The organism is Vreelandella piezotolerans, assembly GCF_012427705.1.
Lineage (GTDB): Bacteria > Pseudomonadota > Gammaproteobacteria > Pseudomonadales > Halomonadaceae > Vreelandella > Vreelandella piezotolerans.
Map to the genome: position 1 here is coordinate 558,589 of NZ_CP048602.1, position 26,625 is coordinate 585,213.

Sequence of the window (26,625 nt, forward strand, 5' to 3'; positions counted from 1 at the left end):
TAAGGGAGACCATCTGCACATGAGCACTAGTCTTCTACCGGTGGGACAGCTTTCACCAGGCAATGACCTGGGTGGCTACATTCAAGCGGTGAATGGCATCGCGGTGCTGAGCGTCGAAGAGGAGCGCGAGCTGGCGTTCCGTCTTTACGATGAGGGCGATCTAGAGGCAGCACGTCGATTGGTGCTATCGCACCTTCGTTTCGTGGTGCACATTGCTCGCAGCTACTCCGGTTACGGTCTGCCGCAAGCGGACTTGATTCAGGAAGGCAACGTCGGTTTGATGAAAGCCGTCAAGCGCTTCGATCCCAATCAAGGGGTACGCTTGGTGTCGTTTGCCGTGCACTGGATCAAAGCCGAAATTCATGAGTTCGTGCTGCGTAACTGGCGTATCGTCAAAATCGCCACCACCAAGGCGCAGCGTAAGCTGTTTTTCAATCTGCGTAGCGCGAAAAAGCGTTTGGCATGGCTGAACAACGACGAGGTCGACGCAATTGCCAAAGATCTCGACGTGAAACCGGAAGTCGTGCGCGATATGGAAGGGCGCCTCTCGGCATTCGACGCAGGGTACGACGCATCGCCCAGTGACGACGAAGAGAGTACGTATCAAGCGCCAGCGTACTTCCTCGATGACGCTTCCGCTGACCCGGCGACACAGCTCGAAGACAGCGACTTCGAGGAAGACGCCACGCGCCGTCTTCAACTGGCACTCAAAGCGTTGGACGAGCGCTCGCGGGACATTTTGCAGCGCCGCTGGCTCACCGATGACAAAGCCACGTTGCACGATTTGGCCGACGTGTATGGCGTTAGCGCTGAGCGCATTCGCCAGCTCGAAAAGAACGCCATGAAGAAGCTACGTCAGAAAATGGGCGACGCGGCCATCGCTGCGTAACACTCACGCCTCACGCAGGAAAACGCCCCGCCGGTATCGTTACGGCGGGGCGTTTTCATTTGCTTTGTGCATGTGCTGAGAGCACGCGCCTCATTATGCGGGTTGGGAAGCGTTTCTAAATAGCTGGCCCGAGAGTAGCGTCCACTGATCCTCCCAATACTCGGTAGGCAGCCGCTTGAAGTCGCTGCGGACGTATTGCGAAATACGCCCTTCGGCCTGGGCGATGAGCAGGTTGGCCGCTGCCGAGGCGGTGATGCTGGTGCGCTGCCCTTCACGCAGCTCGGCCTCACGGAGCACCTGCTTGAGCTGCGTTTCCAAGCGCTCGAAGAGCTGGTGTACCCGCTGGCGCAGCCGAGCGGTCTCTCCAGTGAGAACATCGCCGCCCAGTACCCTGGCAAGCCCAGGGTTCTTCTCGGCAAACCCGAGCAAGAGCGAGAGAATCGTCCCGCAGCGGGTCGTGGCATCAGGAATATCGTCGAGAATGCGGGTGATCCTGGCGAAAATGCTCTCTTCGATGAAGTCGATCAAGCCTTCGAACATGCGCGCCTTGCTGGGAAAATGGCGATACAGCGCTGCCTCGGAAACGCCCACTTGCCGCGCCAGGGCGGCCGTGGTGATGCGTTTACCGCTATCTTCTTCCAACATGATGGCCAGCGCCTGCAGTATCTGCTCGCGGCGGCGAGGTTTGCTATCGTCACTCATGACTCGTGCCCTCCGTCGCGATTAGCCTGCGTCAGTGATCAGGGTGCCTACCCCGGCGTTGGTAAAGATTTCCAGCAGTACGGCATGGGGCACGCGACCATCGATGATGTGGGCGCTGTTGACACCACCTTTCACCGCGTCCAGTGCACAGCGGATCTTGGGGAGCATCCCGCCGTAGATGGTGCCGTCGGCAATCAAGCCGTCTACCTGAACGGTCGTGAGTCCGGTCAATACCTTACCTTCGCTATTCATCAAACCCGCCACGTTGGTTAGCAGCATGAGTTTTTCGGCGTTCAGCGCTTCGGCTAGCTTGCCTGCTACCAAATCGGCGTTGATGTTGTAGCTGTTGCCTTTGTCATCTACCCCGATAGGTGCGATGACCGGTATGAAATCACGCGCGGCCAACATCTCGATGAGATCGGTAGAGATCGACTCCACCTCGCCCACGTGGCCAATGTCGATGATCTCCGGCGCGGTCATTTCCGGACTTTGATGCTCTACTTTGAGCTGGCGGGCGCGAATTTGGGCACCATCTTTCCCCGTCAGGCCAATCGCTTTGCCGCCGCTTTGATTGATCAGGTTGACGATGCTCTTGTTGACCAAGCCGCCCAGCACCATCTCGACCACGTCCATGGTCTGCGAGTCGGTGACCCGCATGCCGTTGACGAAGCGGGATTCGATATTGAGTTTCTCCAGCAGACTGCCAATTTGCGGCCCACCGCCGTGTACCACCACGGGGTTAATGCCGACCTCCTTCATCAGCACGATGTTACGAGCAAATGAGTCGATCAGCGTATCTTCGGTCATGGCGTTGCCACCGTATTTGACGACGACGGTTTTGCCGGAGAATTGCTGAATGTAGGGAAGCGCTTCTGACAGCACCTCCACGACGACCTGAGGGTCGCGACTAGCTGAACTCATGACGATGTCCCTTGGCTCTTTTTTAATGTCTGTTGCATGGCTGTGCGCGGCTGGCAATCACAGCGTGTTTAACACGTCGCGCGTTCTAAAGGCGCGATCATGTCGTTGTGGTGGCCGGTATGGTCAGTGTCGGTGCGATGCCGTGGAGCGCTTCGGCAAAACGCCCACGGATGCGAGCAAGTGCAGCGCTATCCTTTCCTTCGAAACGCAGCACCAGGGCGGGCGTCGTATTCGAGGCGCGGCATAAACCCCAGCCGTCGGGGTAATCGACGCGAATGCCATCCAGCGTGGTTTTGATACCTTCGCCGAAGTCGCCCTCTCTGGCAAGCGTCTCGATAATGGTAAATTTTTTGTCATCGGCCACGCTGATGTTGATTTCGGGCGTGCTCACATCCTGAGGAAATTGGTCGAAGAAGGTATCCGCATCCCCTGGGAATTGGGCAAGAATCTCCAGCAGCCGGGCGGCTGAGTAGAGACCGTCGTCAAAACCGTACCAGCGCTCTTTGAAAAAAAGGTGGCCACTCATCTCACCGCCGAGCAGTGCCCCCGTCTCTTTCATGCGCGCTTTGATGAGCGAGTGCCCGGTGCGCCACATCTCGGGTTCACCCCCAGCCTCGCTAACCACCTTGGCCAAGTTGCCGGTGCACTTGATATCGAAGACCACCTTGGCGCCAGGGTTGCGCGACAGCATATCGGTGGCAAAGTGCATCATCAGGTGGTCGGGGTAAATCATGCGTCCACGAGGCGTCACGACGCCCAGGCGGTCACCGTCGCCGTCGAAGGCCAGGCCGATGTCGGCTCCGCTGTGTTGAACGTGGTGAATCAGGTCTTGGAGGTTTTCAGGCTTGCCGGGGTCGGGGTGATGATTAGGAAAGCGCCCATCGATCTCGGCATAGAGCGGCGTGGTCGTTACTCCCAATCGCTCGAGCAACTGCGGGCCTAGCTCGCCAGCCACCCCGTTGCCGCAATCCACCACGGCGCTAAGCGGGCGCGTAACCTTCACATCACTCAAGATGCGTTCCAGATAGGTGGCGCGCAGATCGTGGTGGCGCACGCGACCGTCGCCTTGGGTGAAGTTACCTGCTTGAATGCGCTCAAAGAGCGCAGTAATTGCGTCGCCCGATAAGGTGTCGCCCGCCAGGACGATCTTGAAGCCATTGTAATCCGGCGGGTTGTGGCTACCGGTGAGCATCACGCCTGAGCAGCTCTCTGCGAGCGTGTGAGTGGCAAAATAGAGAACCGGCGTGGGCACCATGCCGATATCGATCACGTCTCTTCCCGCGGCCTGCAGGCCGCGAATGAGCGCCGCCTGCAGGCGTGGCCCAGACGTGCGGCCGTCCCGCGCCACAATCACCGTGTGTTCGCCGCGAGCGGCCGCTTCGGAGCCGACGGCGCGGCCAATCAGCTCGGTGGTGGCATCGTCGAGCGTGTCATCGACGACGCCGCGAATGTCATAGGCGCGAAATATCGAAGCGGGTACGGTCATCATCGATCCTTGAAAAGGCAAAAGGGGGCGTCGTAAGGCGAGCTATTGGCGACCGGTGCTGCCGAAACCGCCGCCGCCGCGGGAGGAGTCGTTGAAGCGCTCGACGATGTCGAGGTCGGCCTGCACCACGGGCACCAAGACGTACTGGGCCAGCCGCTCGAACGGCGTCACGGTGAAGCTGTGTTGGCCTCGGTTCCAAACCGAGATCATCAGCTCTCCCTGATAGTCGGAGTCGATCAAACCCACCAGGTTGCCCAGTACGATGCCGTGTTTATGGCCCAGGCCCGAGCGTGGCAAAATCATGCCCGCTAAGCCCGAGTCTTCAATATAGATGGCAAGCCCGGTTCGCACGAGCTGGCATTCGCCGGGGGCGAGCGTCAACGGCTCATCCAGCAACGCCCGCAAGTCCATGCCCGCAGAGCCTGTCGTGGCATAGGTGGGGAGATAGTCGTGGAGGCGCTCGTCCAGGACGTTGCACTGTAGGCGAGGGCGGGAACTGCTCATGGTTAGGCTCCAGAAGAGGTCAAAGAGAGGTGGGTGAGGGCGTGCCGAACGATCAGCGCGGCCAGCTGCGTTTTAGGCTGTGGCGGTGCGACGAGTCGGTCACTGCCGTCGGATGTTCGCCATAGCAGCAGCGCCGCGTTGTCGTCGCTGCCAAATCCCAGCCCCTGTTGGGAAACATCATTAGCGACGATCATATCGAGCCCTTTGCGGGCGAGCTTATCCTGGGCGTAACGCTCGATGTCTTGGGTCTCGGCGGCAAAGCCCACGACAAAGGGGCGCTGGCCGTCCGGTAGCGCCGCCACATCGGCAATGATGTCGGGATTTTTCACCAGCGTGAGCGTTAGGGTGTCCTGGTCGTCGGTTTTTTTCAGCTTGTGCTCGGCCGCGTTGGCGGCGCGGTAGTCGGCTACCGCTGCGCAGCCAATGAACAGCGCGGCGGTTGGCGCGAGATCGAGCGCTGCCTCGTGCATCTGCAGGGCCGTGTCGACGTTGAGCCGCTCGACGCCTGTCGGCGTGGGTAGGTTCACCGGCCCGCTGATCAGCGTCACTCGTGCGCCTTGCGCGGCCGCCTCGGCCGCCAGGGCATAGCCCATCTTCCCCGAGCTGTGATTCGACAGGTAGCGGACAGGGTCTAGCGCCTCCCGCGTGGGTCCAGCGGTAATCACGACATGGGGGGCGCTGGCCGAGGGGGTAATGGGCGGTGCAAAATGGCGGCTCACGGCCTCCAGAATCTCATCAGGCTCGCTCATGCGCCCTGGGCCGACATCGCCGCAGGCTTGATCGCCCGCAGCAGGGCCTATCAGCTGCCAGCCGTCGCTGGCCAGCTGTGACACGTTGCGCTGAGTGGCGGGGTGGCGCCACATGGCTTGATTCATCGCTGGCGCGATGAGGCGCGGCGCCTCGGACGCCAAACAGAGCGTGGTCAATAAGTCATCCGCCATGCCGTGCACCAATCGTGCGATCAGATCGGCCGTGGCGGGCGCGATCACGATGGCGTCGGCCCAGCGGGCCAGCTCGATATGGCCCATGCCGGCTTCCGCTTCTGGATCTAGCAGCGACGTACGCACCGGCTCCCCCGAGAGCGCCTGAAGTGTCAGCGGCGTAATGAAGGCCTGAGCGCCCTCCGTCATTACCACGCGAACCTCGCAGCCCGCCTGCTTGAGCAGTCGTACGATCAGCGCGCTTTTATACGCTGCAATGCCCGCGCTAACGCCGAGCAGCAGGCGCTTACCCGCAAGTGACGACGTACGTGATGACAAAGGGGAATGCGAAAATGAGGCCATGGTCGGCAGTCCAGTGTGACGATCAACAAGGCGCTTACCATACCATTTGACCGATTATTTTGGCATGCTCGGCAAATGTAGGGGCTAGGTATAGTGAGGCGGCGCCATTGAGTTGGCGTTTGAAGGCGGCGCTCTCTCTTTAACTAGGCCGATAACGGCAGTGCATGGGCAAGGAGGCGTGGATGGGAATCAATCATTGGCCCGAGGGGGAGCGGCCGCGGGAAAAACTGCTGACGATGGGCGCGCAGGCTCTCTCGGATGCTGAGCTTCTCGCCATTTTTCTGCGCGTTGGCGTACAAGGACGCTCTGCGGTGGATTTAGCGCGGGACTTGCTGACCAGCTTTGGTGGTTTAAGGCAGTTGCTGGAAGCCGACCAAGCCCAGTTCTGTGCCGCTCGGGGATTGGGGAATGCCAAGTTTGCTCAGCTACAGGCCACCCTGGAGCTTTCGCGGCGTCATTTGGCCAGTCAGCTGGCCCGGGGTAACGCGCTGACGTCGCCAGCGCTGGTGCGTCACTATTTGAGTTCTCAACTCCGTCACTTGGGACACGAGGAGTTTGCGGTCCTTTTTTTGGACACTCAGCACCGAATTATTCGCTATGAATCCCTATTTCGCGGTACCCTAGACAGCGCATCCGTTTATCCCCGCGAAGTTGCCAAGCGTGCGTTGGAACTACACGCTGGTGCTGTCATCCTGGCCCACAATCACCCCTCGGGTGTAGCGGAGCCCAGTGATGCCGATCGACGTATCACCGAGCGCTTGAAAGATGCCCTTGCACTCTTTGACGTGCGGGTTCTCGATCATTTCGTGGTAGGAGACGGAGACGTGGTGTCCTTTGCCGAGCGTGGCTGGCTATAGTCATCAACTCAGCAGGAGAAAACGCGCGGCGGGTCGTAGGGCCGATGCCCCTTTTCTAAGTAAATTGTCCAGAAACGCGCTTTTTTGGCCTTTTTGGGCGGTTTCGCTTGCTGGTAGCCAGGTGCTCTGGTATAAAGTGCCACCTTTGAACTTGGGTTGAATAACGGATTTGGGTACAGCTAGGCGGTTAACTGCGTCGACTCCCTCCCTGCTCCGGTTTGCCCGACAGTTTTGAACAACTCGCCAAGCGGTTGGAGGCTCTCATGTCCAAAGTATGTCAGGTTACCGGCAAGCGTCCGGTAACTGGTAACAACGTTTCTCACTCCCAGCGTAAGACACGTCGTCGTTTCTTGCCGAACCTGCACACCCATCGTTTTTGGGTTGAATCCGAAAACCGCTTCGTCAAGCTGCGCGTTTCCTCTAAAGGCATGCGCATCATCGACAAGAAAGGTATCGAGACGGTTCTGGCCGATATCCGCAAACGCGGCGACGCAATCTAAGCGAGCTTTTGCTACGCACTTTTGGGAGAGTTAAACCATGCGCGATAAGATCAAGCTGGTGTCTAGTGCCGGTACTGGCCACTTCTACACCACTGATAAGAACAAGCGGAACACCCCGGATAAGTTCGAATTCAAGAAATACGACCCGGTGGTCCGTAAGCACGTTATCTACAAGGAAGCCAAGATCAAGTAATCGCGGTTACGATGATCGGCTTTCACCGCAGGCGAGCGCCTGTTGAAAAACCCGGCCCAAAGCCGGGTTTTTGCATGTCTGTCGTTAGGGCGCTGACGGGTCATCTGTCATGGCGCTGTCATCATAGGCTTTCATCATGCCCGAATTGCCTGAAGTAGAAACCACGCGACGTGGCATTGCCCCCTATATCGAAGGGCAAGAGATTACCGAAGTGCGGGTGCGCCAGCCGCGCCTGCGGGTGCCAGTGCCTGACGATCTGGCCGATCGGCTGATCGGCGCGCGCGTCGGCGAGCTTTCACGCCGTGCCAAGTATTTGCAGATGCCGCTGGCCACACCCAAAGGCAGCGCCACGCTGCTGTGGCACCTGGGCATGTCGGGAAGCCTGCGTATTGCGCGCCTGGGCGACGTGCCCAAAAAACACGATCATGTGGACGTCGTGACGGCTAGCGGTTACGTGCTGCGCTATCATGATCCGCGGCGGTTCGGTTTCGTCGATTGGCGGCAGGGCGACGGCAGTCGCGATACCCGCCTTGCTCACTTGGGCCCCGAGCCGCTCAGCGAGGCCTTCGACGGCCAGTGGCTCTACCGCTTGTCCCGCGACAAGCGCGTAGCGGTCAAGCCTTTTCTGATGGATAACCGCGTGGTGGTGGGCGCGGGCAATATCTACGCCGCCGAAGCGCTGTTCATGGCGGGCATCGACCCGCGCCGTGCGGCGGGGCGTATTTCCCGAGCCCGCTACGATGCGCTGGCGGCCGCCGTCAAAGAGGTATTGACGGCAGCCATTACCCAAGGCGGCACGACGCTGCGCGATTTTGTCAGCGGCCAGGGTGAGCCCGGCTACTTTGCCCAGCGGCTCAACGTTTACGGACGTCACGGGCAACCCTGTTTACGCTGCGGAAGCGAGCTGAGACGTATCACTCTGGGCCAGCGGGCCAGCGTGTTCTGCCCTGGCTGCCAGCGTTAAGCGTCGCCTCGCGCGGCGACCCATTTTGCTTATTTGAGCAGCGCTAGAGCGCTGCCCGCCTGCTTTTTTGGAGATTGTTGTGACTCAACGCCTGCGCCTGAACAAGAACGCCGATCGCCGCTTGAAGGCTGGCCATCTGTGGATCTACTCCAACGAAGTCGATATCAAAGAGACGCCGTTAAAGAACTTCGCGGCGGGTGAGTCCGCGCTCGTAGAGGCCTCCAACGGAAAAACGTTGGGCGTGGCCTACGTGAATCCGCACTCGTTGATCTGTGCGCGTATCATGTCTCGAGACCCGGAAATGCGCCTGGACCGCTCGCTGTTCGTGCATCGCTTCAATCAGGCGCTGGCGCTGCGTCAGCGTCTCTTCGATCAGCCCTTCTATCGTCTGATTCATGGGGAAGGCGACCTGCTGCCGGGGCTAGTCATCGACCGCTTTGGCGACGTGCTGGTGGTGCAGCTCAACACGGCGGGTATGCAGGCATTGGCGGAGGAGATCGTCGATGCACTGGAGAAAGTCGTCAAACCAAGCACGATCGTGTTTCGCAACGACACCGGTGGCCGCCGCCAGGAGGGCCTGGAAGCCCACGTGGAGGTGGTCAAAGGCACGCTACCCGATGAAGTGCTGCTGGTCGAGAATGGCGTGACCTTTGCCGTCCCGGTGCTGAATGGCCAGAAAACCGGCTGGTTCTATGACCATCGTGTCAACCGCGCCTGGCTCAACGGCCAAGTGGCTGGCAAACGCGTGCTGGATGTCTTCAGCTACGTGGGTGGCTGGGGCGTCCAGGCAGCCGCCAGCGGCGCCTCCGAAGTGCTCTGCGTGGACGCCTCTGGCGCGGCGCTGGAGCAAGTGGCGCGCAACGCCGAGCTGAACGGTGTCCAAGAGCAGGTGGCCATCGGCGAAGGCGACGCCTTCGAAGCCCTGGCGGCGCTGAAGGCCGATGGCGAGCAGTTCGACGTGGTGATTCTCGATCCGCCGGCGTTCATCAAAAAGCGCAAGGACATCCCCAACGGTGAGCGCGCCTACTCGCGTCTCAACCGTGAAGCGATGCGTCTGTTGGGCCGCGACGGCCTGCTGCTGTCGGCGTCGTGCTCCATGCACTTGGCGTCCGAGCGGTTGGTCGACGTGGTGCGCGGTGCGGTGCGCCATCAGGATCGTCACGGACAGGTCATCTTCCAGGGCCACCAAGGGCCGGATCACCCGGTACACCCGGCCATTCCAGAAACGGCCTATTTGAAGGCGCTGGGTGTTCGCGTCTTCCGCGATTAATCATCCGCAAATCGTCGTCATGAGGTAGGTAGACAGGGAGCGAGTCACATGGAGTGGGCACTGCCAGACCCGTTTGTCATTGACCTGGAGGTGCTGCCAGAGGCGATCGATGCCTACCAGCACGTCAACAACAGCGAGTACTTGCGCTGGGTCGAGCAAATTAGCTGGGCCCACTCCGAGGCATTGGGGCTCTCTCTCGAGCGTTACCGAACGCTGGATAGGGCGATGGTGGTCCATCGTCACGAGCTGGACTACCTCGCGCCAGCCTTTTTAGGGGATGCGCTGCAGCTCGCGACCTGGATCGTCGCGTGCGACGGGCGTTTTAGTCTGACGCGTCGCTTCCAGCTCAAGCGTGTCGACGATGGCAAAACGCTGCTCAATGCCCGTACTCGCTTTGCCTGCGTGGCACTCTCCAGCGGTCGTCCAAAGCGCCTGCCCGAGGAGTATCAGCGTCTCTATGGTAGTGCGGTAGTAGAGGAAGGGTGATGCGCTACTGAGTGGCGTCGATTTTTTCGTGCGCTGCGCTCAAGCGCTAGATCTTTCTGTCAAAAAACGCCTTAGCCGGCGTTTTTTTCGTTTTGATTCATAGGGGTGGTGGTTCTCACCGGCTGTGCTGTAATGCAGTGAGCGACGTGTCGTTCATCCGGATTGTGGAGAGTTCAGTCATGAAAATTGCCGTTCCCAAAGAGATCAAAAATCACGAGTACCGTGTTGCACTCACACCCACAGGGGTACGCGAGCTAACCGGGCGTGGCCATCATGTCTGCGTGGAAAGCGGGGCGGGCGAAGGCGCAGGCTTTCCCGATAGTGCTTATCAAAGCGCGGGAGCCACCATCGAACAGGTCGTGGAGGCGCTGTGGCAACACGCCGAGCTGATCTTGAAAGTAAAAGAGCCGCAGCCAGAGGAAGTCGCGCGTCTCACCCCTGAGCATACGCTGTTTACCTACTTGCACTTGGCCGCTGAACAGTCGCTCACCCAAGGGCTAATGGACAGCGGTGCCACCTGTATTGCGTACGAAACCATTACCGATGCCAAAGGCGGTCTGCCGCTACTTGCCCCCATGAGTACCGTGGCGGGTCGAATGGCCGTGCAGGCGGGGGCGCACAGCCTGGAGAAAGCGCAGGGCGGCTCCGGTGTGCTGCTGCCGGGGGTCCCCGGTGTGTCGCCGGGCAAGGTGACGGTGATCGGCGGCGGTGTCGTCGGTGAAAACGCCGCCCGCATGGCACTCGGCCTGGGCGCGGACGTCACGATTTTGGACAAATCCATTGCCCGGCTGGAGGTGTTGGATGATCGCTATCAAGGGCGCATCAAGACCGTTTACTCCACGGCCGATGCGTTGGATCACGCGGCCAGGGAGTCGGACATGATCGTGGGCGCCGTGCTCATTCCTGGGGCTGCAGCACCCAAGCTGATCACGCGCGCCATGCTGGCAGACATGAAGCCGGGGAGCGTGCTGGTCGACGTGGCGATCGATCAGGGCGGCTGCTTTGAAACCAGCAAGCCCACCACCCACGCCGAGCCCACCTATCTCGTGGATGGCATCGTGCATTACTGTGTGGCCAACATGCCCGGCGCCGTGGCACGTACGTCTACGCTAGGGCTGACCAACGCCACGCTGCCGTTCGTGCTGGCACTCGCCGACAAAGGCTGGCAAAAGGCGCTCGCCGACGATGCGCACTTCTTGCCCGGCCTGAACGTTCATAATGGCCAGATCACTTACCGTGCGGTCGCCGAGGCCTTTGGCTTGGCGAGCGTCGACCCCAGCAGTGTGGTGGGGCGATAAAGGGCTGAAGCGTGTCTAATGCTCAATAGTGGGGCGGAACGTCATCTTCAGGGCGAAAGCTGCCTTGGCTATCGCCTGCTTGGAGCGCCTGATGCTGTTCACGTAGCCGTTCGCGCATCAAGGCGCTGAGTTGCTCGAGTTTTTCCAAGCGTCGTTCTTGCTGGGCGACCGCTTGGTCGAGCGTATCCAGCCAGTGCTCTTGATAAGCCAGCCGACTCTCCAACGATTCAAGACGTTGAGTGAGCTCGGCAGGCGATAAATCGTTTGTCATGATAACATCGTCACCTTGTGTAGTATGCTCGGTACTGTTAGGAATGGGCCTGGTAGTTCGAGTATTGTCCTTCGTCTGTTACCCATACAACAAGAGAGCTTTCATCATCTATGAACCCAAAAGTTGTTTTTCGCTGTTTCTTTATCAGTATCTTACTGGCCGCCCCCACGCCGCTTTTGTTGGCGGGGATTGTTCATTTAACCAATGCACCGATGGCTGAACAGTGGCTAGCTGGCGCGGCGTTTAGTGTGTATGCCGCCGTCGCCCTTGGCTGCTTTGTCATGTTGTTCATTGGCACGTTAGCCGCCGCTGCCCTGGCGCCGCCCATGGTGGTCAAAGCGGACGTTGCCCGAGTGAAACCAGCACCGCGTCAGCCTCAAGCGACGTCGCCGGTAGCGGACGATGATGAAGAAGACATCATCGATCCCAACGATGGCCGTGAAGAGGGAGAGGTCAAGTGGTTCAATACCAATAAGGGTTACGGCTTCATTACCCGCGATAACGGAGAGGACGTATTCGTTCACTTTCGTGCCATCCGTGGCCGCGGCCCACGGATGCTGGCCGAAGGCCAAATCGTTCGCTATCACGTGATCAAAAACGATCGTGGCCTGCAGGCCGATGATGTGAGTATTATCGAGTAAGCGTTCTCACAGCGTCCCTTGCTGGTAGAGAAAACCCCCGCATTGGCGGGGGTTTTTGCATTTAGCGGCCCGAATCGGGCCATTCGATGGCACGCTCTTGGCCGCTGGGTAGAACTTGCCAAAAACGGTCAGGGTCATCGCCGGGATGCCAGCCGCCTAGCGAGCAGCGAACTTCCACCTGCAGCGCCTCAGCGGCATGCTGAGCGCACTCCTGATCGGTATGCCACGGCGTCTGGTTGCTGTCGAACCAGAGGCTGGCAAAGCCATCGGCGGCGTTATCCACCAGGAGTACCGGGACGCTATCGCCTTGGTGTTGGCCGCGGGTTTTCCATTTGCCTTTGCCCGCTGGACTAAGCGGCGGTGCACTGAGCACCTCGGCCAGCCAGGCGTTGACGTCATCCAGCGTGGCCTGCGCCAGATACACTTCTATGTCTGGAAACCGCTCCATCATACGCGTACCTCGTCGGTGGTCAGCAGCGCCTGAAGCGTCGCTTCGTAAATACGGCTCAGCTCGTCCAAGTCGCTGGCGCGCACCCGTTCGTTCACCTTGTGGATAGTATCGTTGAGTGGGCCAAGCTCGACGACTTGGGCGCCCAAGGTGGCAATGAAGCGACCATCCGAGGTGCCGCCGCTGGTGGAGAGTTGCGGGCGTTCGCCGGTGACGGCTTCTACGCCGCGAATCGTGGCATCCACGAGCTCGCCTTCTGCGGTCAGGAAGGGCTCGCCGTTCAACGTCCAATCCAGATGATACTCGAGGCCATGCGCATCCAAGATCGCTTCGGTGCGTGAGCGTAATTCGTCGTGGGTGACGTCGGTGGAGTAACGGAAGTTGAACACGACTTCCACGTCACCTGGAATCACGTTGGTGGCGCCCGTTCCAGCACGCACGTTGGAGATCTGAAAACTGGTCGCAGGGAAGAAGTCATTGCCCGCGTCCCAATGCTCGTTGACGAGCGCATCCAGCGCAGGCATCGCCTGATGGATAGGGTTGCGTGCCAAGTGAGGGTAGGCCACATGGCCCTGCACGCCTTTGACGTGAAGCACGCCGCCCAAAGAGCCGCGCCGCCCGGTTTTGATCACATCGCCTAGGCGAGCGGTAGAGGAGGGCTCGCCCACGATGCAGTAGTCCAAACGCTCATTGCGCTCGCGAAGATGCTCGACCACTGCGCGGGTGCCGTCGATGGCAGGCCCCTCCTCGTCGGAGGTAATCAAAAACGCGATCCGCCCCTCGTGGTCGGGGTAGCGGGCGACAAAGCGCTCCACTGCCGTCAGCATCGCTGCCAGGCTGCCTTTCATGTCCGCTGCGCCGCGCCCGCAGAGCATGCCCTGGTCGTCGATACAGGGCTCGAACGGCGGGAATTCCCAGTTGGTATGGGGGCCGCTGGGCACCACATCGGTGTGTCCGGCAAACGCGATCACCGGCCCGTGGTGGCCGCGCACGGCCCAAAAATTCTTTACATCACCAAAGGGGAGCTGCTCGATATGGAAACCGAGCGCCGTTAAGCGCTCGATCATCAGGTCTTGGCAGCCTTCATCGTCGGGTGTCACCGATGCCCGGCTCAGCAGGTCGAACGCCAGCGTGAGCGTCGGCGACAGTGAGTCAGGCTCAGTTATGGGCATGTAGCGCCTCGTTCAGCGCGATGGCGCTTTTATTGGTCAAGCACTCGATGCGGCCATTTTGTGAGTTGCGACGCAGCAGCAGGTCGTCTTGGCCTGCCAGCTCGCGGGCGGCGACGGTGTTGACGTCTTGGCCCTGGTCATCCAACAGCGTCACTTTGGAGCCTGCGGTGATGTACAGACCCGCTTCTACGGTACAGCGGTCGCCCAGCGGAATACCGATACCGGCATTGGCGCCGATGAGGCAGCCCTCGCCCACCTTGATGATGATGTTGCCACCGCCCGAGAGCGTGCCCATGGTGGAGCAGCCGCCGCCCAGATCGGAGCCTTTGCCGACCATGACGCCGGCAGAGATACGCCCTTCGATCATGCCGGGGCCTTCGGTGCCCGCGTTGAAGTTGACGAACCCTTCGTGCATGACCGTGGTGCCCTCGCCCAGGTAAGCGCCCAGGCGCACGCGGGCGGTGTCGCCGATGCGGATGCCGCTAGGCACCACGTAATCGGTCATTTTGGGGAATTTATCGACACAGTCGACGGACAGCGCACGGCCAGCCAGGCGTGCCTTGAGGCGGCGGGCGGGCAGCTCTTCGATGTCGATGGCGCCTTCGTTGGTCCAGGCGATGTTACGCAGCAAGCCGAACATACCGGTCAGGTCCAGGCCGTGGGGCTTCACCAGGCGGTGGGACAGCAGGTGCAGCTTCAAGTACACCTCAGGTGCGGTTTGCGGCGGCTGATCGCTCTCTAAGAACATCGCCACCAGCGGACGCTGGCTCGCCGCCAGTGACTCTGCCAGTGCGGCTTGGTCGGAGTGGCCTGCCGCTTCCAGCGCTTTGGCCAAGCGGGTGCAATCTTCTGGCAGGAAACTGACCGGGGCATTGCCTGTTGGTGCGTCCAGGGCTTCCTTGGCCGCTGCGACCAGGCGCTCGTCTGGGTGGAATAGTGGAGCCGGGTAGTAGATTTCCAGCCAGTCGCCCTGGGTGTTTTGGGTGCCGATTCCAAGCGCGAAGCTCAGCATAACGCGTATTCCTTAGAGGTTGGTGAGAGGTGTCGGTCAGGATTAGCCACTTAGCGAATCGTAGTCGCCGTCTTGATAGCCGATCATGATGGTACCGTCGTCGAGTTCCAAAAGCGGCCGCTTGAGCAGCGTGGGGTGCTGAAGCAACAGCTGGCGCGCCGAGTTGGCATCAAAATCCTTCTCTTCATCGGAGAGCTCGCGCCAGGTCTTACTCCGCTTGTTGATCACCTCGACCAGCGGCGCGCGATTCAAGATGTGTTCGAGCAGTGCCGCCGACAGGCCATCTTTACGCAGGTCGTGGGTTTTATACATCAGCGCTTTGTCGTCCAGCGCTTTGCGTGCTTTGCGGCAGGTGTCGCAGTTGTGAATCATATAGAGCGTCAGCATACAGCCTCCTTTCGTCGTCTTGGTCGGCGCGGGCTAGCCGCGTTCGAGCAGTTGGCGAAGACGCGTGGCCGCTTCCAGCGTCGGTTCGAGCTCCGCCACTAGGGCTAAGCGTAGCCGCCCAGCACCGGGATTATGGCCGTGTTGTCCTGGGCGGCCCATCAAGCTGCCGGGAAGTACGCTCACGTGCTGCTCGCTGAATAGCCGTTGACTAAAGGCGATATCGTCACCGCCCGTAACCGCAGGCCAGAGGTAGAAGCTCGCCTCGGGCGTGGGGAAATCCATCACCGGGGCGAGCACCTCCGTGACCGCACTGAATTTCTTACGGTAGGCGTCGCGGTTGGCCCGTACGTGGGCTTCGTCCTGCCAAGCAGCGATGGACGCGTGCTGCAGCGGTAGCGACATGGCGCAGCCGTGATAGGTGCGGTAGCGCTTGAACGGGGCGAGCAGGTCTGCATCGCCTGCCACGAAGCCCGAGCGCAGCCCCGGCAGGTTGGAGCGTTTGGAGAGCGAGTGAAACACCACGCAGCGGCGGTAGTCGTCGCGGCCAAGCTCGGCGCAGGCTTGCAGCAGCCCCGGCGGCGGTGTGCTCTCGTCCAGATAAAGCTCGGAGTAGCATTCGTCGGAGGCGATGATGAAGTCGTGCTCGTCGGCCAGGGCAATCAACTCTTTGAATTCGGCCAGCGGTGTGACCGCGCCGGTCGGGTTGCCCGGCGAGCAAATAAACACGATCTGCACGTCGCGCCAAGTGTCGGCGCTGACCGCAGAAAAATCGGGACGAAAGCCGTTCTCGGCCGTGCAGTCCAGGTAGAGCGGCTGGCCGCCTGCCAGTAGCGTCGCCCCTTCGTAAATCTGGTAGAACGGATTGGGCACGGCGACCTGGGCAGGGCGAGTGCGGTCCAGCGCTGCCTGCACGAAGGCAAAGATGGCCTCGCGGGTGCCGTTCACGGGCAGAACTTGGCGTTCGGCGTCTAGGCCGGCGAGGCCAAAGCGCTGGGTGGCCCAGGCAGCGATGGTCTCACGTAGCGCGGGCAGGCCGTTGGTGGCCGGGTAGCGGGCCATCTCGAGCTGGTGGGCAACGAGGGCATCCAGCGCGCCCTGGTAAGGCACATGCTGGGGTTCGCCGATCGTCAGCGGAATGTGCGTCAGCCCCGCCGGGGGCGTGAGTGTCGCTTTGAGAGCGGCCAGCTTTTCAAACGGATAGGGATGAAGGGCGTTGAGATCTGGGTTCATGGCGCGTCCGTTGAGAGCGTGAAGGCGGGAGCTGTGAGCAAAACCATTTATCGAACCACCGATTATAGGCAAGCCCTGGGGCAGGCTCAAACCTAACCACCAGGGCATGGCATCTTTCTGGTTTAGACGCCTAGTACTTCAATCAGCCGTTCACGAAGCTGCTGCTGGCGTTCGGGGTCGGTGAGCGGCTCGCCTGCCTTGGTGGTAATGAAGAACACGTCCTCTACTCGCTCGCCCAACGTAGCGATCTTGGCGGCCGAGAGGGCGATATCCTGCTCCATGAAGATGCGCCCTACCCGAGCGAGAAGGCCGGGGCGGTCGGGGGCGGTCAGCTCCAGCAGGGTGCGCTCGTTGGCTGGGTCCTGTTCGATCACCACTTCGGTAGGCACTTTGAAGTGCTTGAGCTGTCGCGGGGTGTGGCGGGTGACGATCTCGGGGTAGTCATCCGGGTCGTCCAGCTCTTCAACCAGGTGGCTGCGCATCTCTTCGATACGCTCTGAGTCACGAATCGGCTGGCCATGGCTATCCAGTACGATAAAGGTGTTCAGCGTCCAGTCGTTGTGGGACGTGGCAATCCGTGCATCGTGGATGGACAGCCCTAGCTGCTCCATGGCGGCGGCCGTGGCGGCAAACAGATCATCCGCCGAGCGGGTGTGGATGAAGACCTTGGTACCGCCCTCGGCCATGTCGGCGGTGGGTGCACTGATCAGCACTAGCGGCAGCGGTGAGGGCTGGTGGTTGAGAATGCCTTGGGTCTGCCAGACGATCTCGCTGGGTGCGTACTGCAGGAAGTAGTCCTCCCCCAGCGATTCCCAAAGCCGGTCGATGTGAGCGCTATCGACACCCACCGTTTGCAGTAGCGAGCGCGCTTCGGTGCGCGTTTCGCGTACCCAGTCGTCGCGATCTGGCGGATTTTTCAGGCCGCGCCGCAGGGCGCGCTTGGTTTCCGCGTGAAGTTGGCGCAACAGCGACGCCCGCCAGCCGTTCCACAGCGTTGGGTTGGTCGCGTTAATGTCGGCGACGGTGAGCACGTAAAGGTAGTCCAGGCGGGTCTCGTCGCGCACGATCAGCGCAAAGTCGCGGATGACGTCCGGGTCGCTGATGTCGCGCTTTTGCGCGGTCATCGACATCAGCAGGTGGTGCTCCACCAGCCAGCTCACCAAGTTGGTGTCGTGCTGGGAAATGTGGTGGCGATGACAAAACTGCTCGACGTCTCGCGCACCGATTTCGGAGTGATCGCCGCCACGGCCTTTGCCAATGTCGTGGAACAAGCCTGCGATCCACAGCAAGTCGAGCTTGGGCAACTGGTGGATGAGCGTCGCTGCCACGGGGAAGTCGCCTTTGGCCTCTGGCTTGCGGAAGCCGTGCAGGAATTTCAGCAGGCGCAGGGTGTGGGCATCGACCGTGTAGATATGGAACAGATCGTGCTGCATCAGCCCCACGGCGCGGCCAAACTCCGGCAGGTACTTGCCGAGAATGCCGTAGCGGTTCATTCGCCGCAGTTGGCGAGGAACGTTTCCCGGTGCCCGCATAAGGGCCATGAAGAGCCGCTGGTGACGCGGCTCTTCCCGGTAGTGATCGTCGATTTGATGACGGTGGTCACGAATCAGCCGAATGGTATCGGCGCGTACCCCCTCGATCTCCGGGTGTTTGGCCATTAGCAGGAAGAGTTCCAGCATGGCCGCCGGTCGCTCGCGGAACAGGTTGCGCGAGCGCACTTGGATGTAGCCGCCTTTGGTTTCGAAGCGCTCGTTGAGCTTGACGGTTTCCAACGACTCTTTACCGCGCAGAATGACTTCGTCGAAATGCTGCAAGAGCATGTCGTTGAGTCCGGCGAGGGCCGTTACATGGCGGTAGTAGCGCTTCATGAACTGTTCGACGGCGAGTCGTTCGGGAGTGTCCTTGAAGCCGAACATCTCGGCAATGGTGCGCTGATGATCGAACAGCAGCCGATCTTCGGCCCGGCCCGTGAGCATGTGCAGAGCGTAGCGCACCTGCCAGAGAAATGCTTGACCCTGGCTGAGAATGCGCAGCTCGGCGTCGTTCATGAAGCCGTTGGCGACGATGTCGGTGTACTGCTCGGTGCCGAAATGGCGCTTGGCCACCCAGCCAATCATTTGGATATCGCGCAGGCCACCGGGGGAGCTTTTGAGGTTGGGCTCCAGGTGATACTCGGAATTGTTGTAGCGGTAGTGGCGGGCGATCTGTTCCTGCCACTTGGCCTCGAAAAATCGGTCGGCAGGCCACAGGTTCGTTGCGCTCAAGCGCTCGCGCATCTTTTCGCGCAAGCTTTCCGGCCCGGCGATGAGGCGTGACTCCAGCAGGTTGGTGATCACCGTGACGTCCGCTTCGGCTTCGCGCTCGCAGTCGTTGAGTGAGCGCACGCTATGGCCAATCTCGAGGCCGATATCCCACAAAAAGGTGATGAAGGCGCTCAGCGGCTCACGGTAGGGGGAGTCATCGTCGTGTTCGAGCAATAGGAGCAGGTCGATGTCCGAGTGGGGGTGTAGTTCTCCACGCCCGTAACCACCCACCGCTACCAGCGCGACCCCGTCGTCGGGCCAGGCATGCTGCGCCCAGGCGATGGCAAGCAGCTGGTCGAGATACCATGCACGGCCGCGTACCAGATCGCGAATATCGGCCCCAGCGCGAAACTGCTCGTCCAGCCGCGCCTGAATGTCCCGTAAGGCCGCTTTGAACGGCGCAATGGGCGAGCGTGATCCGGCAAGCTCGGTGCGAAACAGGTCGAGATCGAAAAGCGACGTGTCCGGCTCGAACCGGTAGTGGTGAAGAAGCATCAGGCGTTCAAAAAGCTAAAGTCTTCGTCGCTGCGTGCGGTCAGCACGTCAACGCCGGTGTCGGTGACAAGCAGGGTGTGCTCCCACTGCGCCGACAGGCTGCGGTCTTTCGTGACGGCGGTCCAACCATCCCGCAGGACCTTGGTTTTGTAGCCACCTACGTTGATCATCGGCTCGATGGTGAAGCACATGCCCGCCTCCAGGCGAATGTCGGCATCCGGTGCATAGCCGTCGTAGTGCAAGAACTGCGGATCTTCGTGAAAGTCCGCGCCAATGCCGTGGCCGCAGAAGTCGCGCACCACGGAGTAGCCGTGAGCTTCGGCATGCTGCTGGATCACCCGGGCCAGCTCGGAAAGGCGTACGCCGGGCTTCACTAGCTCGATGCTTTTATATAGGCACTCCTGGGTGATGCGGCACAGTCGTTCACCCTGAATGGTGTCGCCAATCACGAACATGACACTGGAGTCGCCGTGGTAGCCGTCTGGCGTGCGCACGGTGATGTCCAGGTTCATGATGTCGCCGTTTTTGAGCTTTTTGCCATCATCGGGAATGCCGTGGCATACCACGTGATTGATCGAGGTGCAGGTCGCTTTAGGGAAACCGTGATAGTTCAGCGGTGCTGGCGTCGAGCCCAGTTCGTTGACGATGTACGCATGGCACAAGCGGTCGATCTCACCGGTGCTGATACCCGCTGTGACGTGGGGAGTGATCATTTCGATAACGCTGGCTGCCTGGCGACCGGCTTCGCGCATTTTCTCGATTTCAGAAGGCGTCTTGATAGGAACGTTCATGAATTCTCGATGTGGCTTCTGGGTGAGTGATGAGTGGCAAATTCAGCGTCTAAACGCGCCTGCGACTTCATCTTGGCAATGATCTATGGTATAAAGCCGCGCGCTTTCCTGCAATCGCCATCCCTCGCTTCTTTCCAGGGCGGCGGCGCGTGGAAAGAGTAACGAGATCGCAACCCAGCACCGCTGAGTTGCACGACAGCAAGCCTTGAAAACACACATGCACCGGCACATGGTCCCGGGTGCCTCTAGCGACGTTCGTCGGCGCTACTGGTCGGATCCATGGGGTGCGTGGAGGCCTAACCCGAGTTTCAGGAGTTTTACCATGTCTCACGTCAATATGCGTGACCTGCTGAAAGCAGGTGCTCACTTCGGTCACCAGACCAAGTACTGGAACCCGAAGATGGGTAAATTCATCTTCGGCGCGCGCAACAAGATTCACATCATCAACCTCGAGCACACCCTGCCGGCGCTGAACGAAGCGATCGACGTGGTCGAGAAGATGGCGGCGTCCAACAACAAGATTTTGTTCGTTGGTACCAAGCGCAGCGCCAGCAAGATCATCAAAGAAGAAGCGAATCGCGTTGGCCAGCCGTTCGTCAACCATCGCTGGTTGGGCGGCATGCTGACCAACTTCAAGACCATTCGTCAGTCCATCAAACGTCTGCGTGATCTGGAAACCATGCGCGAAGACGGTACCTTCGAGAAGCTGACCAAGAAAGAAGTCTTGATGGCCACGCGTGAGCAAGAGAAGCTCGAGCGTTCTATCGGCGGTATCAAGAACATGGGCGGCCTGCCGGACGCGCTGTTCGTGATCGACGTTGATCACGAGCGCATTGCGATCAACGAAGCCAACAAGCTGGGCATCCCGGTCATTGGCGTGGTCGATACCAACTCCAACCCGGATGGCGTTGATTACGTGATCCCGGGCAACGATGACTCCATCCGCGCTATCCAGATCTACGTGAAGGCGATTGCCGACGCGTGTGGTCGCGCGAAAGAAGGTCGTCCGGACGAGTTCGTCGAAGTGACTGAAGAAGAAGCCGCTTCTGCCGACACAAACGCTGCTGCCGAGTAAGGCTGCAGTGGTGCGGCGGGCAGGTGAGCCGCATCGTATCAGAGGGGGCCTTATGCCCCCTTTTTCCCGCTTTGGGTTCGCCCAGGCGGGCCGATCATGCCGGATCAATGCCGGCAAGCGCTCTGCACAGTGATACGCAACGGTCATCTATCGTGCTTATACTCTGTAGCGCGTTTAACTCTCAGTTAGAACCATTTCCGAGGTGAAATCTCATGGCAGCTATCAGCGCCTCTCAGGTTAAGGAACTGCGCGAACGTACCGGTCTTGGCATGATGGAGTGTAAAAAAGCACTCACCGAAGCCGACGGTGACATTGAAGTCGCGATCGAAAACCTGCGTAAAAGCTCTGGTCTTAAAGCCGCGAAGAAAGCGGGTCGTACAGCTGCAGAAGGTGCGGTGGTGACTCGCGTAGCAGACGATGGCAGCTACGGCGTCATGGTCGAAATCAACTCTGAAACCGACTTCGTTGCTCGTGACGATAACTTCATCGGCTTCGCCAACAAGATCGCCGATGCGTTCTTTGCAGCGAAGAGCGAAGACGTTGCCGCCGTGATGGCGGGTGATCTCGAGTCCGCTCGTGAGCAGTTGGTTCAGAAAATCGGCGAAAACATCGGCGTGCGTCGTGCCGTGGTCGTCAATGCCGTTGACGGTGGTTTGGTAGGCGAATACGTGCACGGCGGCCGCATTGGTGTCTTGACCGTCCTGAAAGGCGGCACCAGCGAAGCGGCCAAAGACGTTGCCATGCACGTCGCGGCGATCAACCCGGCCGTTGCGCATCCGGAAGAGATGCCGCAAGAGCAGCTGGACAAAGAGAAAGCGATCATCCTGGCCCAGCCGGACATGGCCGGTAAGCCTGAGCAGATCGCTGAGAAGATGGTTCAAGGCCGCCTGAAGAAGTACCTGGCTGAGAACAGCCTGACCGAGCAGCCGTTCGTCAAAGACCCAAACCAGTCCGTGGCTGAATTCGTCAAAGCCGCCGGTGGCGAAGTGGTCAGCTTCACTCGCTTCGAAGTGGGCGAAGGCATCGAAAAAGAAGAAGTCGACTTCGCGAAAGAAGTCATGGAACAGGCTGGCCGTCGCTAAGGTCAGAGGTTCCAGTTAGAAGATGGCGTGCGCGCGAGCGCACGCCTTCGTGTATCCGGCCCCTGTGAAATACAGGCGCTGCCTCGCCCACCTGTGCCCAGGTCTGCCCCAGGAGAGATGCCATGTCACGTGATGTTCAAGAGTCTACCCCCACTGCTGCTACCAAAATCGATAAGTCGAAGTCGAAGTACAAGCGTATTTTGCTGAAGCTGTCGGGCGAAGCGCTGATGGGTGAGCACGATTTTGGTATCGATCCGAAGGTGTTGGATCGCATGGCGCTGGAAATTGGCCAGTTGGTGGGGATTGGCGTCCAAGTCGGTATCGTCATTGGGGGGGGTAACCTGTTCCGTGGCGCGGCGCTCAACGAAGCCGGCATGGATCGGGTCACGGGTGATCACATGGGAATGCTGGCAACGGTCATGAATGCGCTCGCGATGCGCGATGCGCTGGAGCGCTCCAATATACGCTCCCGCGTGATGTCAGCGATTCCCATGAGCGGTGTGGTGGAGCATTACGACCGCCGCACGGCCATCCGTTATTTGACCTCGGGTGACGTGGTGCTGTTCTCCGCGGGCACCGGAAACCCCTTCTTTACTACGGACTCCGCGGCCTGTTTGCGCGGCATCGAAGTGGACGTAGACGTCGTCATCAAGGCCACCAAAGTAGACGGCGTGTACAATAAGGATCCGGTGAAGCACCCCGACGCCGTAAAATACGACCAGCTCTCCTATGACGATGCTCTGGATCAGAAGCTGGGGGTAATGGATTTGACCGCAATCTGCCTGGTACGTGACCATAATATGCCGGTGCGGGTATTTGATATGAACAAGCCTGGTGCCCTGCTCAACCTCGTGGTTGGGGGCAAGGAAGGCACGCTGATAGACAGAGGGTAACAACGTGATCAACGACATCAAGAAAGATGCAGAGTCTCGCATGAAGAAGAGCGTTGAGGCGCTGCACAGCAACTTCAACAAGATCCGCACGGGCCGTGCTCACCCCAGCATCCTGGATGCCGTGACCGTCGAGTATTACGGGGGCCAAGTACCGCTGAATCAGGTGGCATCGGTGAACGTCGAAGATGCGCGTACCTTGACCGTGGCGCCCTGGGAGCAGGGCATGGTGCCGAAAATCGAAAAAGCGATCATGACCTCTGATCTGGGTCTGAACCCGTCCAGCGCCGGTAACGTGATTCGTGTGCCGATGCCGATGCTGACCGAAGAGACCCGTAAAGGCTACATCAAGCAGGCACGTAGCGAAGCGGAAACTGCCCGCGTGGCCGTGCGCAACGTTCGCCGCGATGCCAACGGTGACTTCAAATCCTTGCTCAAGGATAAAGAGATCACCGAAGACGATCAGCGTCAGGGCGAAGACGAGATCCAGAAGCTGACCGATAAATATATCGCTGAGATCGACAAGGCGCTGACCGCAAAAGAACAGGATCTCATGCAGGTATAACGCCTGCGTTCACTTTGCCACGGGCGGCTTGGCCGTCCGTGGGCCATCGCTTGGCTTACTTATGACTGATCTTTGGTGCGAGAACCCATGACGTCTCCGCAGCTTCCCCAAGAGCAGCCGGGCGGCACGACGCTTTCTCGATCCGAGGAAGCGCTGCCGTCCCATGTTGCTATCATTATGGATGGTAACAACCGCTGGGCGCGGGCACGGGGGCTGTCGGGAGTGCGCGGCCACCGTGCGGGTGTCGAAGCCGTACGTGCGGTGATCGAGCGTGCGGCCGAGCGAGGCGTGCAAACGCTGAGCTTGTTCGCCTTCTCCAGTGAGAACTGGAAGCGCCCAGCCGCCGAGGTGAACGCGCTCATGGAGCTGTTTTTGATGGCGCTCAAACGTGAGGTCAAAAAGCTCAACGAGCGCAATATCCGCCTCTCGATTATTGGTGAGCAGCGCGGCTTTTCCCATGCAATTCAAAAGCATATCCAGCGTGCCGAAGCGCTGACCGCCGAGAATACGGGCATGCACCTAGTGATCGCTGCCAACTACGGCGGCCAGTGGGACATCGCCCGAGCCGCCCGCGAGCTCGCCGAGCAGGTGGCGGCCGGAGAGCTGTCGGCCGACGACATCGACGAAGCACGCTTGGATGCGGCCATGAACACCGACGCCGTGCCGCCGGTGGATCTGTGCATTCGCACCAGCGGCGAGCAGCGGCTCTCGAACTTCATGCTATGGCAGTTGGCCTATGCCGAACTGCATTTTTCGCCCTTGCTTTGGCCAGATTTCGATGGGGCGGCCTTCGACAAAGCGCTCGACGATTTTTGCTTACGACGTCGCCGTTTTGGAATGACTGACGAACAAATAGAGGCGCAAGGTGCTTAAACAGCGGATGATCACCGCAGCCTGGTTGGCGCCCGTGACGCTAATCGGTCTGTTTGGCTTACAGGGAGGTACCTTTGCGCTGTTTACGGCGTTGATCGTGCTATTGGGTACCTGGGAGTGGACCAACCTGGCAGGCGTAGGCGCGTCGCGCACGCGGATGGCGCTGGTCGCGGGGATGGCGATACTGTTGGCGCTGCTGTGGCTGGGCGGTGCGGCGTATGCGGTGTGGCCGCTATGGCTGGCGGCCGCCGGTTGGCTGCTCAATCTTTACTGGGTGACGCATTACCCGCAAAGTAGTCAGCAGTGGCATACCACGTCGCGTCGCCTGCTAATGGGTGTGTGGGTGCTGCTACCGTGCTGGGTAGGCTTCAACGTACTGCGCGAGAGCGGGGCGGTGTGGCTGCTGTTCGTGTTACTGTTGGTTTGGACGGCCGATATTGGTGCCTATTTTGCCGGACGCCGCTGGGGCAAGCGCAAGCTGGCACCGCGGGTGAGCCCAGGAAAATCCTGGGAGGGTGTCTACGGCGGGTTGGCCGCTACGACGCTGCTGGCGTTGCTATTTGCCGCCTGGCAGCCATTGGGTGTACTGGGTGGCGTCGCACTGGTAGCGATTACCGCGGTGGTCACGCTCACCTCCGTGTTGGGTGACCTGTTCGAAAGTATGTTGAAGCGCTACCGCAATATCAAAGACTCCAGCCAGCTACTGCCGGGCCACGGCGGTGTGTTGGATCGTATCGATAGCCTCACGGCGGCCATTCCCATCTTCGCGCTGTTCTATCTGCAGGTGCTATCCCTTCAGGTGAGCGCGCTATGAGTCATGCCTCGATTCAATCGGTCACCGTACTGGGTGCCACTGGCTCCATTGGGAAAAGTACGCTGGACGTCATCGCGCGCCATCCTGATCGCTACCGGGTCCATGCACTGACAGCGCATACCTCGAAAGAGGCACTGCTGGAACAGTGTCATACATATAGCCCCCGCTTTGCCGTGCTGGATGACGCCGCCGATGCCGATTGGCTGCAGCAGGCGCTTCGCCAAGCAGGCTCTGATACCCTGGCGCTGGCGGGGCAGGAAGCATTGTGCGATGTCGCCCGTGCCCCTGAGGTCGATATCGTCATGGCGGCAATCGTTGGAGCGGCGGGACTGTTGCCCGCGCTGGCGGCGGCCGAGGCGGGTAAGCGCGTACTGCTCGCCAATAAAGAAGCCCTGGTGATGAGTGGGGCGCTGTTCATGGACGCCGTGTCGCGTTCAGGGGCCACGCTACTGCCGATCGATTCTGAACATAATGCCATCTATCAGTGTCTACCCTGCGAGCATCGCGGTGGATTGGCCAAGCACGGCGTGCGTCAGCTACTGTTGACGGCTTCCGGCGGGCCCTTTCGTAACTGGTCGGCCGAGCAGATCGCACGTGCCACGCCCGAGCAAGCTTGCGCCCATCCTAACTGGTCCATGGGGCGAAAAATCTCGGTGGATAGCGCCACGCTGATGAACAAAGGTCTCGAGTTGATCGAGGCGTGCTGGCTCTTTGATGCCTCGCCCGAGCAGATTCAAGTGGTCGTTCATCCCCAGAGCGTCATTCACTCCATGGCGGCCTATGACGATGGTTCGGTAATCGCGCAGTTGGGCAATCCCGATATGCGCACGCCCATCGCTTATGGTTTGGCTTGGCCCGAGCGGATCGACGCCGGTGTAGAAGCACTTGACCTGTTCCAGGTGGCGCGACTCGATTTCGAGGCTCCCGATGAAGCGCGCTTTCCTTGTCTGCGTCTCGCCCGTGAGGCGATGCAGGCCGGTGGTGCCGCCCCGGCCATCTTGAATGCAGCCAATGAAGTGGCCGTCGAGGCATTTTTAGCGGGAAGCATTGCGTTTGGCGCGATTCCGGAGCTCGTCGCCGATGTCATGGCGCTGCCCTACCGCGGCGAGGCCGATTCTTTGGAGTGCGTGCTGGCGGCGGATCGCTGGGCGCGCGAACAGGCGGCACTTACCCTACGTCAGTCAATCGCTTAGCCTCAGCTAATGCTGAGCAGCGCGTCGTGC

General features: G+C 60.1%; 29 protein-coding genes. 16 read left to right on the plus strand and 13 right to left on the minus strand.

The features are described from left to right. The first annotated feature begins 19 nt into the window (after positions 1 to 19). Positions 20 to 889 (plus strand): RNA polymerase sigma factor RpoH, encoded by an 870-nt coding sequence (rpoH, locus tag GYM47_RS02580; RefSeq protein ID WP_139528295.1) that lies wholly within the window; start codon positions 20 to 22, stop codon positions 887 to 889. Between the two features lie 93 nt (positions 890 to 982). Here the strand turns inward: rpoH and slmA are convergent, their stop codons facing one another. From slmA to coaBC, 5 genes are all read right to left on the minus strand, one after another. Further along, positions 983 to 1,591 (minus strand): nucleoid occlusion factor SlmA, encoded by a 609-nt coding sequence (gene slmA, locus GYM47_RS02585; protein ID WP_139528296.1) that lies wholly within the window; start codon positions 1,589 to 1,591, stop codon positions 983 to 985. A 21-nt stretch (positions 1,592 to 1,612) separates the two neighbouring features. Next, on the minus strand, positions 1,613 to 2,512 hold the full coding sequence (gene argB / locus GYM47_RS02590; protein WP_054644931.1) for an acetylglutamate kinase: 900 nt from the start codon (positions 2,510 to 2,512) through the stop codon (positions 1,613 to 1,615). A gap of 97 nt (positions 2,513 to 2,609) precedes the next feature. Then, positions 2,610 to 3,998: a phosphomannomutase/phosphoglucomutase gene (locus GYM47_RS02595; protein ID WP_153843437.1), complete on the minus strand. Its 1,389-nt coding sequence runs from the start codon at positions 3,996 to 3,998 to the stop codon at positions 2,610 to 2,612. 42 nt (positions 3,999 to 4,040) lie between these two features. Further along, positions 4,041 to 4,502 (minus strand): dUTP diphosphatase, encoded by a 462-nt coding sequence (gene dut, locus GYM47_RS02600; RefSeq protein ID WP_139528299.1) that lies wholly within the window; start codon positions 4,500 to 4,502, stop codon positions 4,041 to 4,043. 2 nt (positions 4,503 to 4,504) lie between these two features. After that, a complete protein-coding gene (gene coaBC, locus GYM47_RS02605; RefSeq protein ID WP_153843438.1) occupies positions 4,505 to 5,785 on the minus strand; it encodes a bifunctional phosphopantothenoylcysteine decarboxylase/phosphopantothenate--cysteine ligase CoaBC in 1,281 nt (426 codons plus the stop codon). A gap of 182 nt (positions 5,786 to 5,967) precedes the next feature. On the opposite strand from coaBC, the gene radC reads away from it, so the two are divergent. From radC to ald, 7 genes are all read left to right on the plus strand, one after another. Continuing rightward, positions 5,968 to 6,642: a RadC family protein gene (gene radC / locus GYM47_RS02610; RefSeq protein WP_153843439.1), complete on the plus strand. Its 675-nt coding sequence runs from the start codon at positions 5,968 to 5,970 to the stop codon at positions 6,640 to 6,642. 263 nt (positions 6,643 to 6,905) lie between these two features. Continuing rightward, a complete protein-coding gene (rpmB, locus tag GYM47_RS02615; RefSeq protein WP_038481085.1) occupies positions 6,906 to 7,142 on the plus strand; it encodes a 50S ribosomal protein L28 in 237 nt (78 codons plus the stop codon). A gap of 37 nt (positions 7,143 to 7,179) precedes the next feature. Next, a complete protein-coding gene (gene rpmG, locus GYM47_RS02620) occupies positions 7,180 to 7,335 on the plus strand; it encodes a 50S ribosomal protein L33 (RefSeq protein ID WP_009098622.1) in 156 nt (51 codons plus the stop codon). Positions 7,336 to 7,471: 136 nt separating this feature from the next. Continuing rightward, the gene (gene mutM / locus GYM47_RS02625) at positions 7,472 to 8,299 is read left to right on the plus strand and encodes a bifunctional DNA-formamidopyrimidine glycosylase/DNA-(apurinic or apyrimidinic site) lyase (protein WP_153843440.1); all 828 of its coding nucleotides are present in this window, start codon (positions 7,472 to 7,474) and stop codon (positions 8,297 to 8,299) included. Positions 8,300 to 8,378: 79 nt separating this feature from the next. Next, the gene (locus GYM47_RS02630; RefSeq protein ID WP_139528303.1) at positions 8,379 to 9,569 is read left to right on the plus strand and encodes a class I SAM-dependent rRNA methyltransferase; all 1,191 of its coding nucleotides are present in this window, start codon (positions 8,379 to 8,381) and stop codon (positions 9,567 to 9,569) included. 48 nt (positions 9,570 to 9,617) lie between these two features. Then, a complete protein-coding gene (locus GYM47_RS02635) occupies positions 9,618 to 10,055 on the plus strand; it encodes an acyl-CoA thioesterase (protein WP_153843441.1) in 438 nt (145 codons plus the stop codon). Between the two features lie 179 nt (positions 10,056 to 10,234). Then, positions 10,235 to 11,353, plus strand: a complete 1,119-nt coding sequence (ald, locus tag GYM47_RS02640; RefSeq protein WP_153843442.1) for an alanine dehydrogenase — start codon at positions 10,235 to 10,237, stop codon at positions 11,351 to 11,353. A gap of 22 nt (positions 11,354 to 11,375) precedes the next feature. On the opposite strand, the gene GYM47_RS02645 is transcribed toward ald, so the two are convergent. Next, entirely contained in the window at positions 11,376 to 11,624 is a 249-nt protein-coding gene (locus tag GYM47_RS02645; protein WP_139528306.1) for a SlyX family protein, read from the minus strand. Between the two features lie 110 nt (positions 11,625 to 11,734). Between GYM47_RS02645 and GYM47_RS18450 the strand changes: the two genes are divergently transcribed. After that, a complete protein-coding gene (locus GYM47_RS18450) occupies positions 11,735 to 12,265 on the plus strand; it encodes a cold-shock protein (protein ID WP_139528307.1) in 531 nt (176 codons plus the stop codon). A 61-nt stretch (positions 12,266 to 12,326) separates the two neighbouring features. Here GYM47_RS18450 and GYM47_RS02655 read toward each other — a convergent pair whose 3' ends face one another. From GYM47_RS02655 to map, 7 genes are all read right to left on the minus strand, one after another. Then, the gene (locus GYM47_RS02655; protein WP_153843443.1) at positions 12,327 to 12,716 is read right to left on the minus strand and encodes a hypothetical protein; all 390 of its coding nucleotides are present in this window, start codon (positions 12,714 to 12,716) and stop codon (positions 12,327 to 12,329) included. Next, positions 12,713 to 13,885, minus strand: a complete 1,173-nt coding sequence (gene dapE / locus GYM47_RS02660; protein ID WP_153843444.1) for a succinyl-diaminopimelate desuccinylase — start codon at positions 13,883 to 13,885, stop codon at positions 12,713 to 12,715. Before dapE ends, GYM47_RS02655 begins: the two co-directional genes overlap by 4 nt. Continuing rightward, complete coding sequence (dapD, locus tag GYM47_RS02665; protein ID WP_153843445.1) at positions 13,872 to 14,897, minus strand: 2,3,4,5-tetrahydropyridine-2,6-dicarboxylate N-succinyltransferase; 1,026 nt, start codon at positions 14,895 to 14,897, stop codon at positions 13,872 to 13,874. Before dapD ends, dapE begins: the two co-directional genes overlap by 14 nt. Positions 14,898 to 14,939: 42 nt before the next feature. Next, a complete protein-coding gene (locus tag GYM47_RS02670) occupies positions 14,940 to 15,284 on the minus strand; it encodes a Spx/MgsR family RNA polymerase-binding regulatory protein (RefSeq protein WP_139528311.1) in 345 nt (114 codons plus the stop codon). Positions 15,285 to 15,317: 33 nt separating this feature from the next. Further along, positions 15,318 to 16,514, minus strand: coding sequence for a succinyldiaminopimelate transaminase (gene dapC / locus GYM47_RS02675; protein WP_153843446.1), 1,197 nt, complete (start codon positions 16,512 to 16,514; stop codon positions 15,318 to 15,320). Between the two features lie 122 nt (positions 16,515 to 16,636). Further along, positions 16,637 to 19,312, minus strand: coding sequence for a [protein-PII] uridylyltransferase (locus tag GYM47_RS02680; RefSeq protein WP_153843447.1), 2,676 nt, complete (start codon positions 19,310 to 19,312; stop codon positions 16,637 to 16,639). Beyond that, on the minus strand, positions 19,312 to 20,103 hold the full coding sequence (map, locus tag GYM47_RS02685) for a type I methionyl aminopeptidase (protein WP_139528314.1): 792 nt from the start codon (positions 20,101 to 20,103) through the stop codon (positions 19,312 to 19,314). Before map ends, GYM47_RS02680 begins: the two co-directional genes overlap by 1 nt. 322 nt (positions 20,104 to 20,425) lie before the next feature. Here map and rpsB point away from each other — a divergent pair, with 322 nt between their 5' ends. From rpsB to ispC, 7 genes are all read left to right on the plus strand, one after another. Further along, positions 20,426 to 21,178: a 30S ribosomal protein S2 gene (gene rpsB, locus GYM47_RS02690; RefSeq protein WP_139528315.1), complete on the plus strand. Its 753-nt coding sequence runs from the start codon at positions 20,426 to 20,428 to the stop codon at positions 21,176 to 21,178. Between the two features lie 212 nt (positions 21,179 to 21,390). After that, positions 21,391 to 22,260 carry a translation elongation factor Ts gene (gene tsf / locus GYM47_RS02695; RefSeq protein ID WP_139528316.1) on the plus strand — a complete coding sequence of 290 codons (870 nt, stop codon included), beginning with the start codon at positions 21,391 to 21,393 and terminating at the stop codon, positions 22,258 to 22,260. A 122-nt stretch (positions 22,261 to 22,382) separates the two neighbouring features. Next, positions 22,383 to 23,153, plus strand: a complete 771-nt coding sequence (gene pyrH, locus GYM47_RS02700; RefSeq protein WP_139528317.1) for a UMP kinase — start codon at positions 22,383 to 22,385, stop codon at positions 23,151 to 23,153. Between the two features lie 4 nt (positions 23,154 to 23,157). Beyond that, a complete protein-coding gene (frr, locus tag GYM47_RS02705) occupies positions 23,158 to 23,715 on the plus strand; it encodes a ribosome recycling factor (protein ID WP_139528318.1) in 558 nt (185 codons plus the stop codon). 87 nt (positions 23,716 to 23,802) lie between these two features. Further along, positions 23,803 to 24,588: a polyprenyl diphosphate synthase gene (gene uppS, locus GYM47_RS02710; protein ID WP_153843448.1), complete on the plus strand. Its 786-nt coding sequence runs from the start codon at positions 23,803 to 23,805 to the stop codon at positions 24,586 to 24,588. Then, the gene (locus tag GYM47_RS02715) at positions 24,581 to 25,402 is read left to right on the plus strand and encodes a phosphatidate cytidylyltransferase (RefSeq protein WP_153843449.1); all 822 of its coding nucleotides are present in this window, start codon (positions 24,581 to 24,583) and stop codon (positions 25,400 to 25,402) included. The genes uppS and GYM47_RS02715 overlap by 8 nt, the downstream gene beginning before the upstream one ends. Next, positions 25,399 to 26,595, plus strand: a complete 1,197-nt coding sequence (gene ispC, locus GYM47_RS02720) for a 1-deoxy-D-xylulose-5-phosphate reductoisomerase (RefSeq protein ID WP_153843450.1) — start codon at positions 25,399 to 25,401, stop codon at positions 26,593 to 26,595. Before GYM47_RS02715 ends, ispC begins: the two co-directional genes overlap by 4 nt. The last annotated feature ends 30 nt before the right edge of the window (positions 26,596 to 26,625 follow it).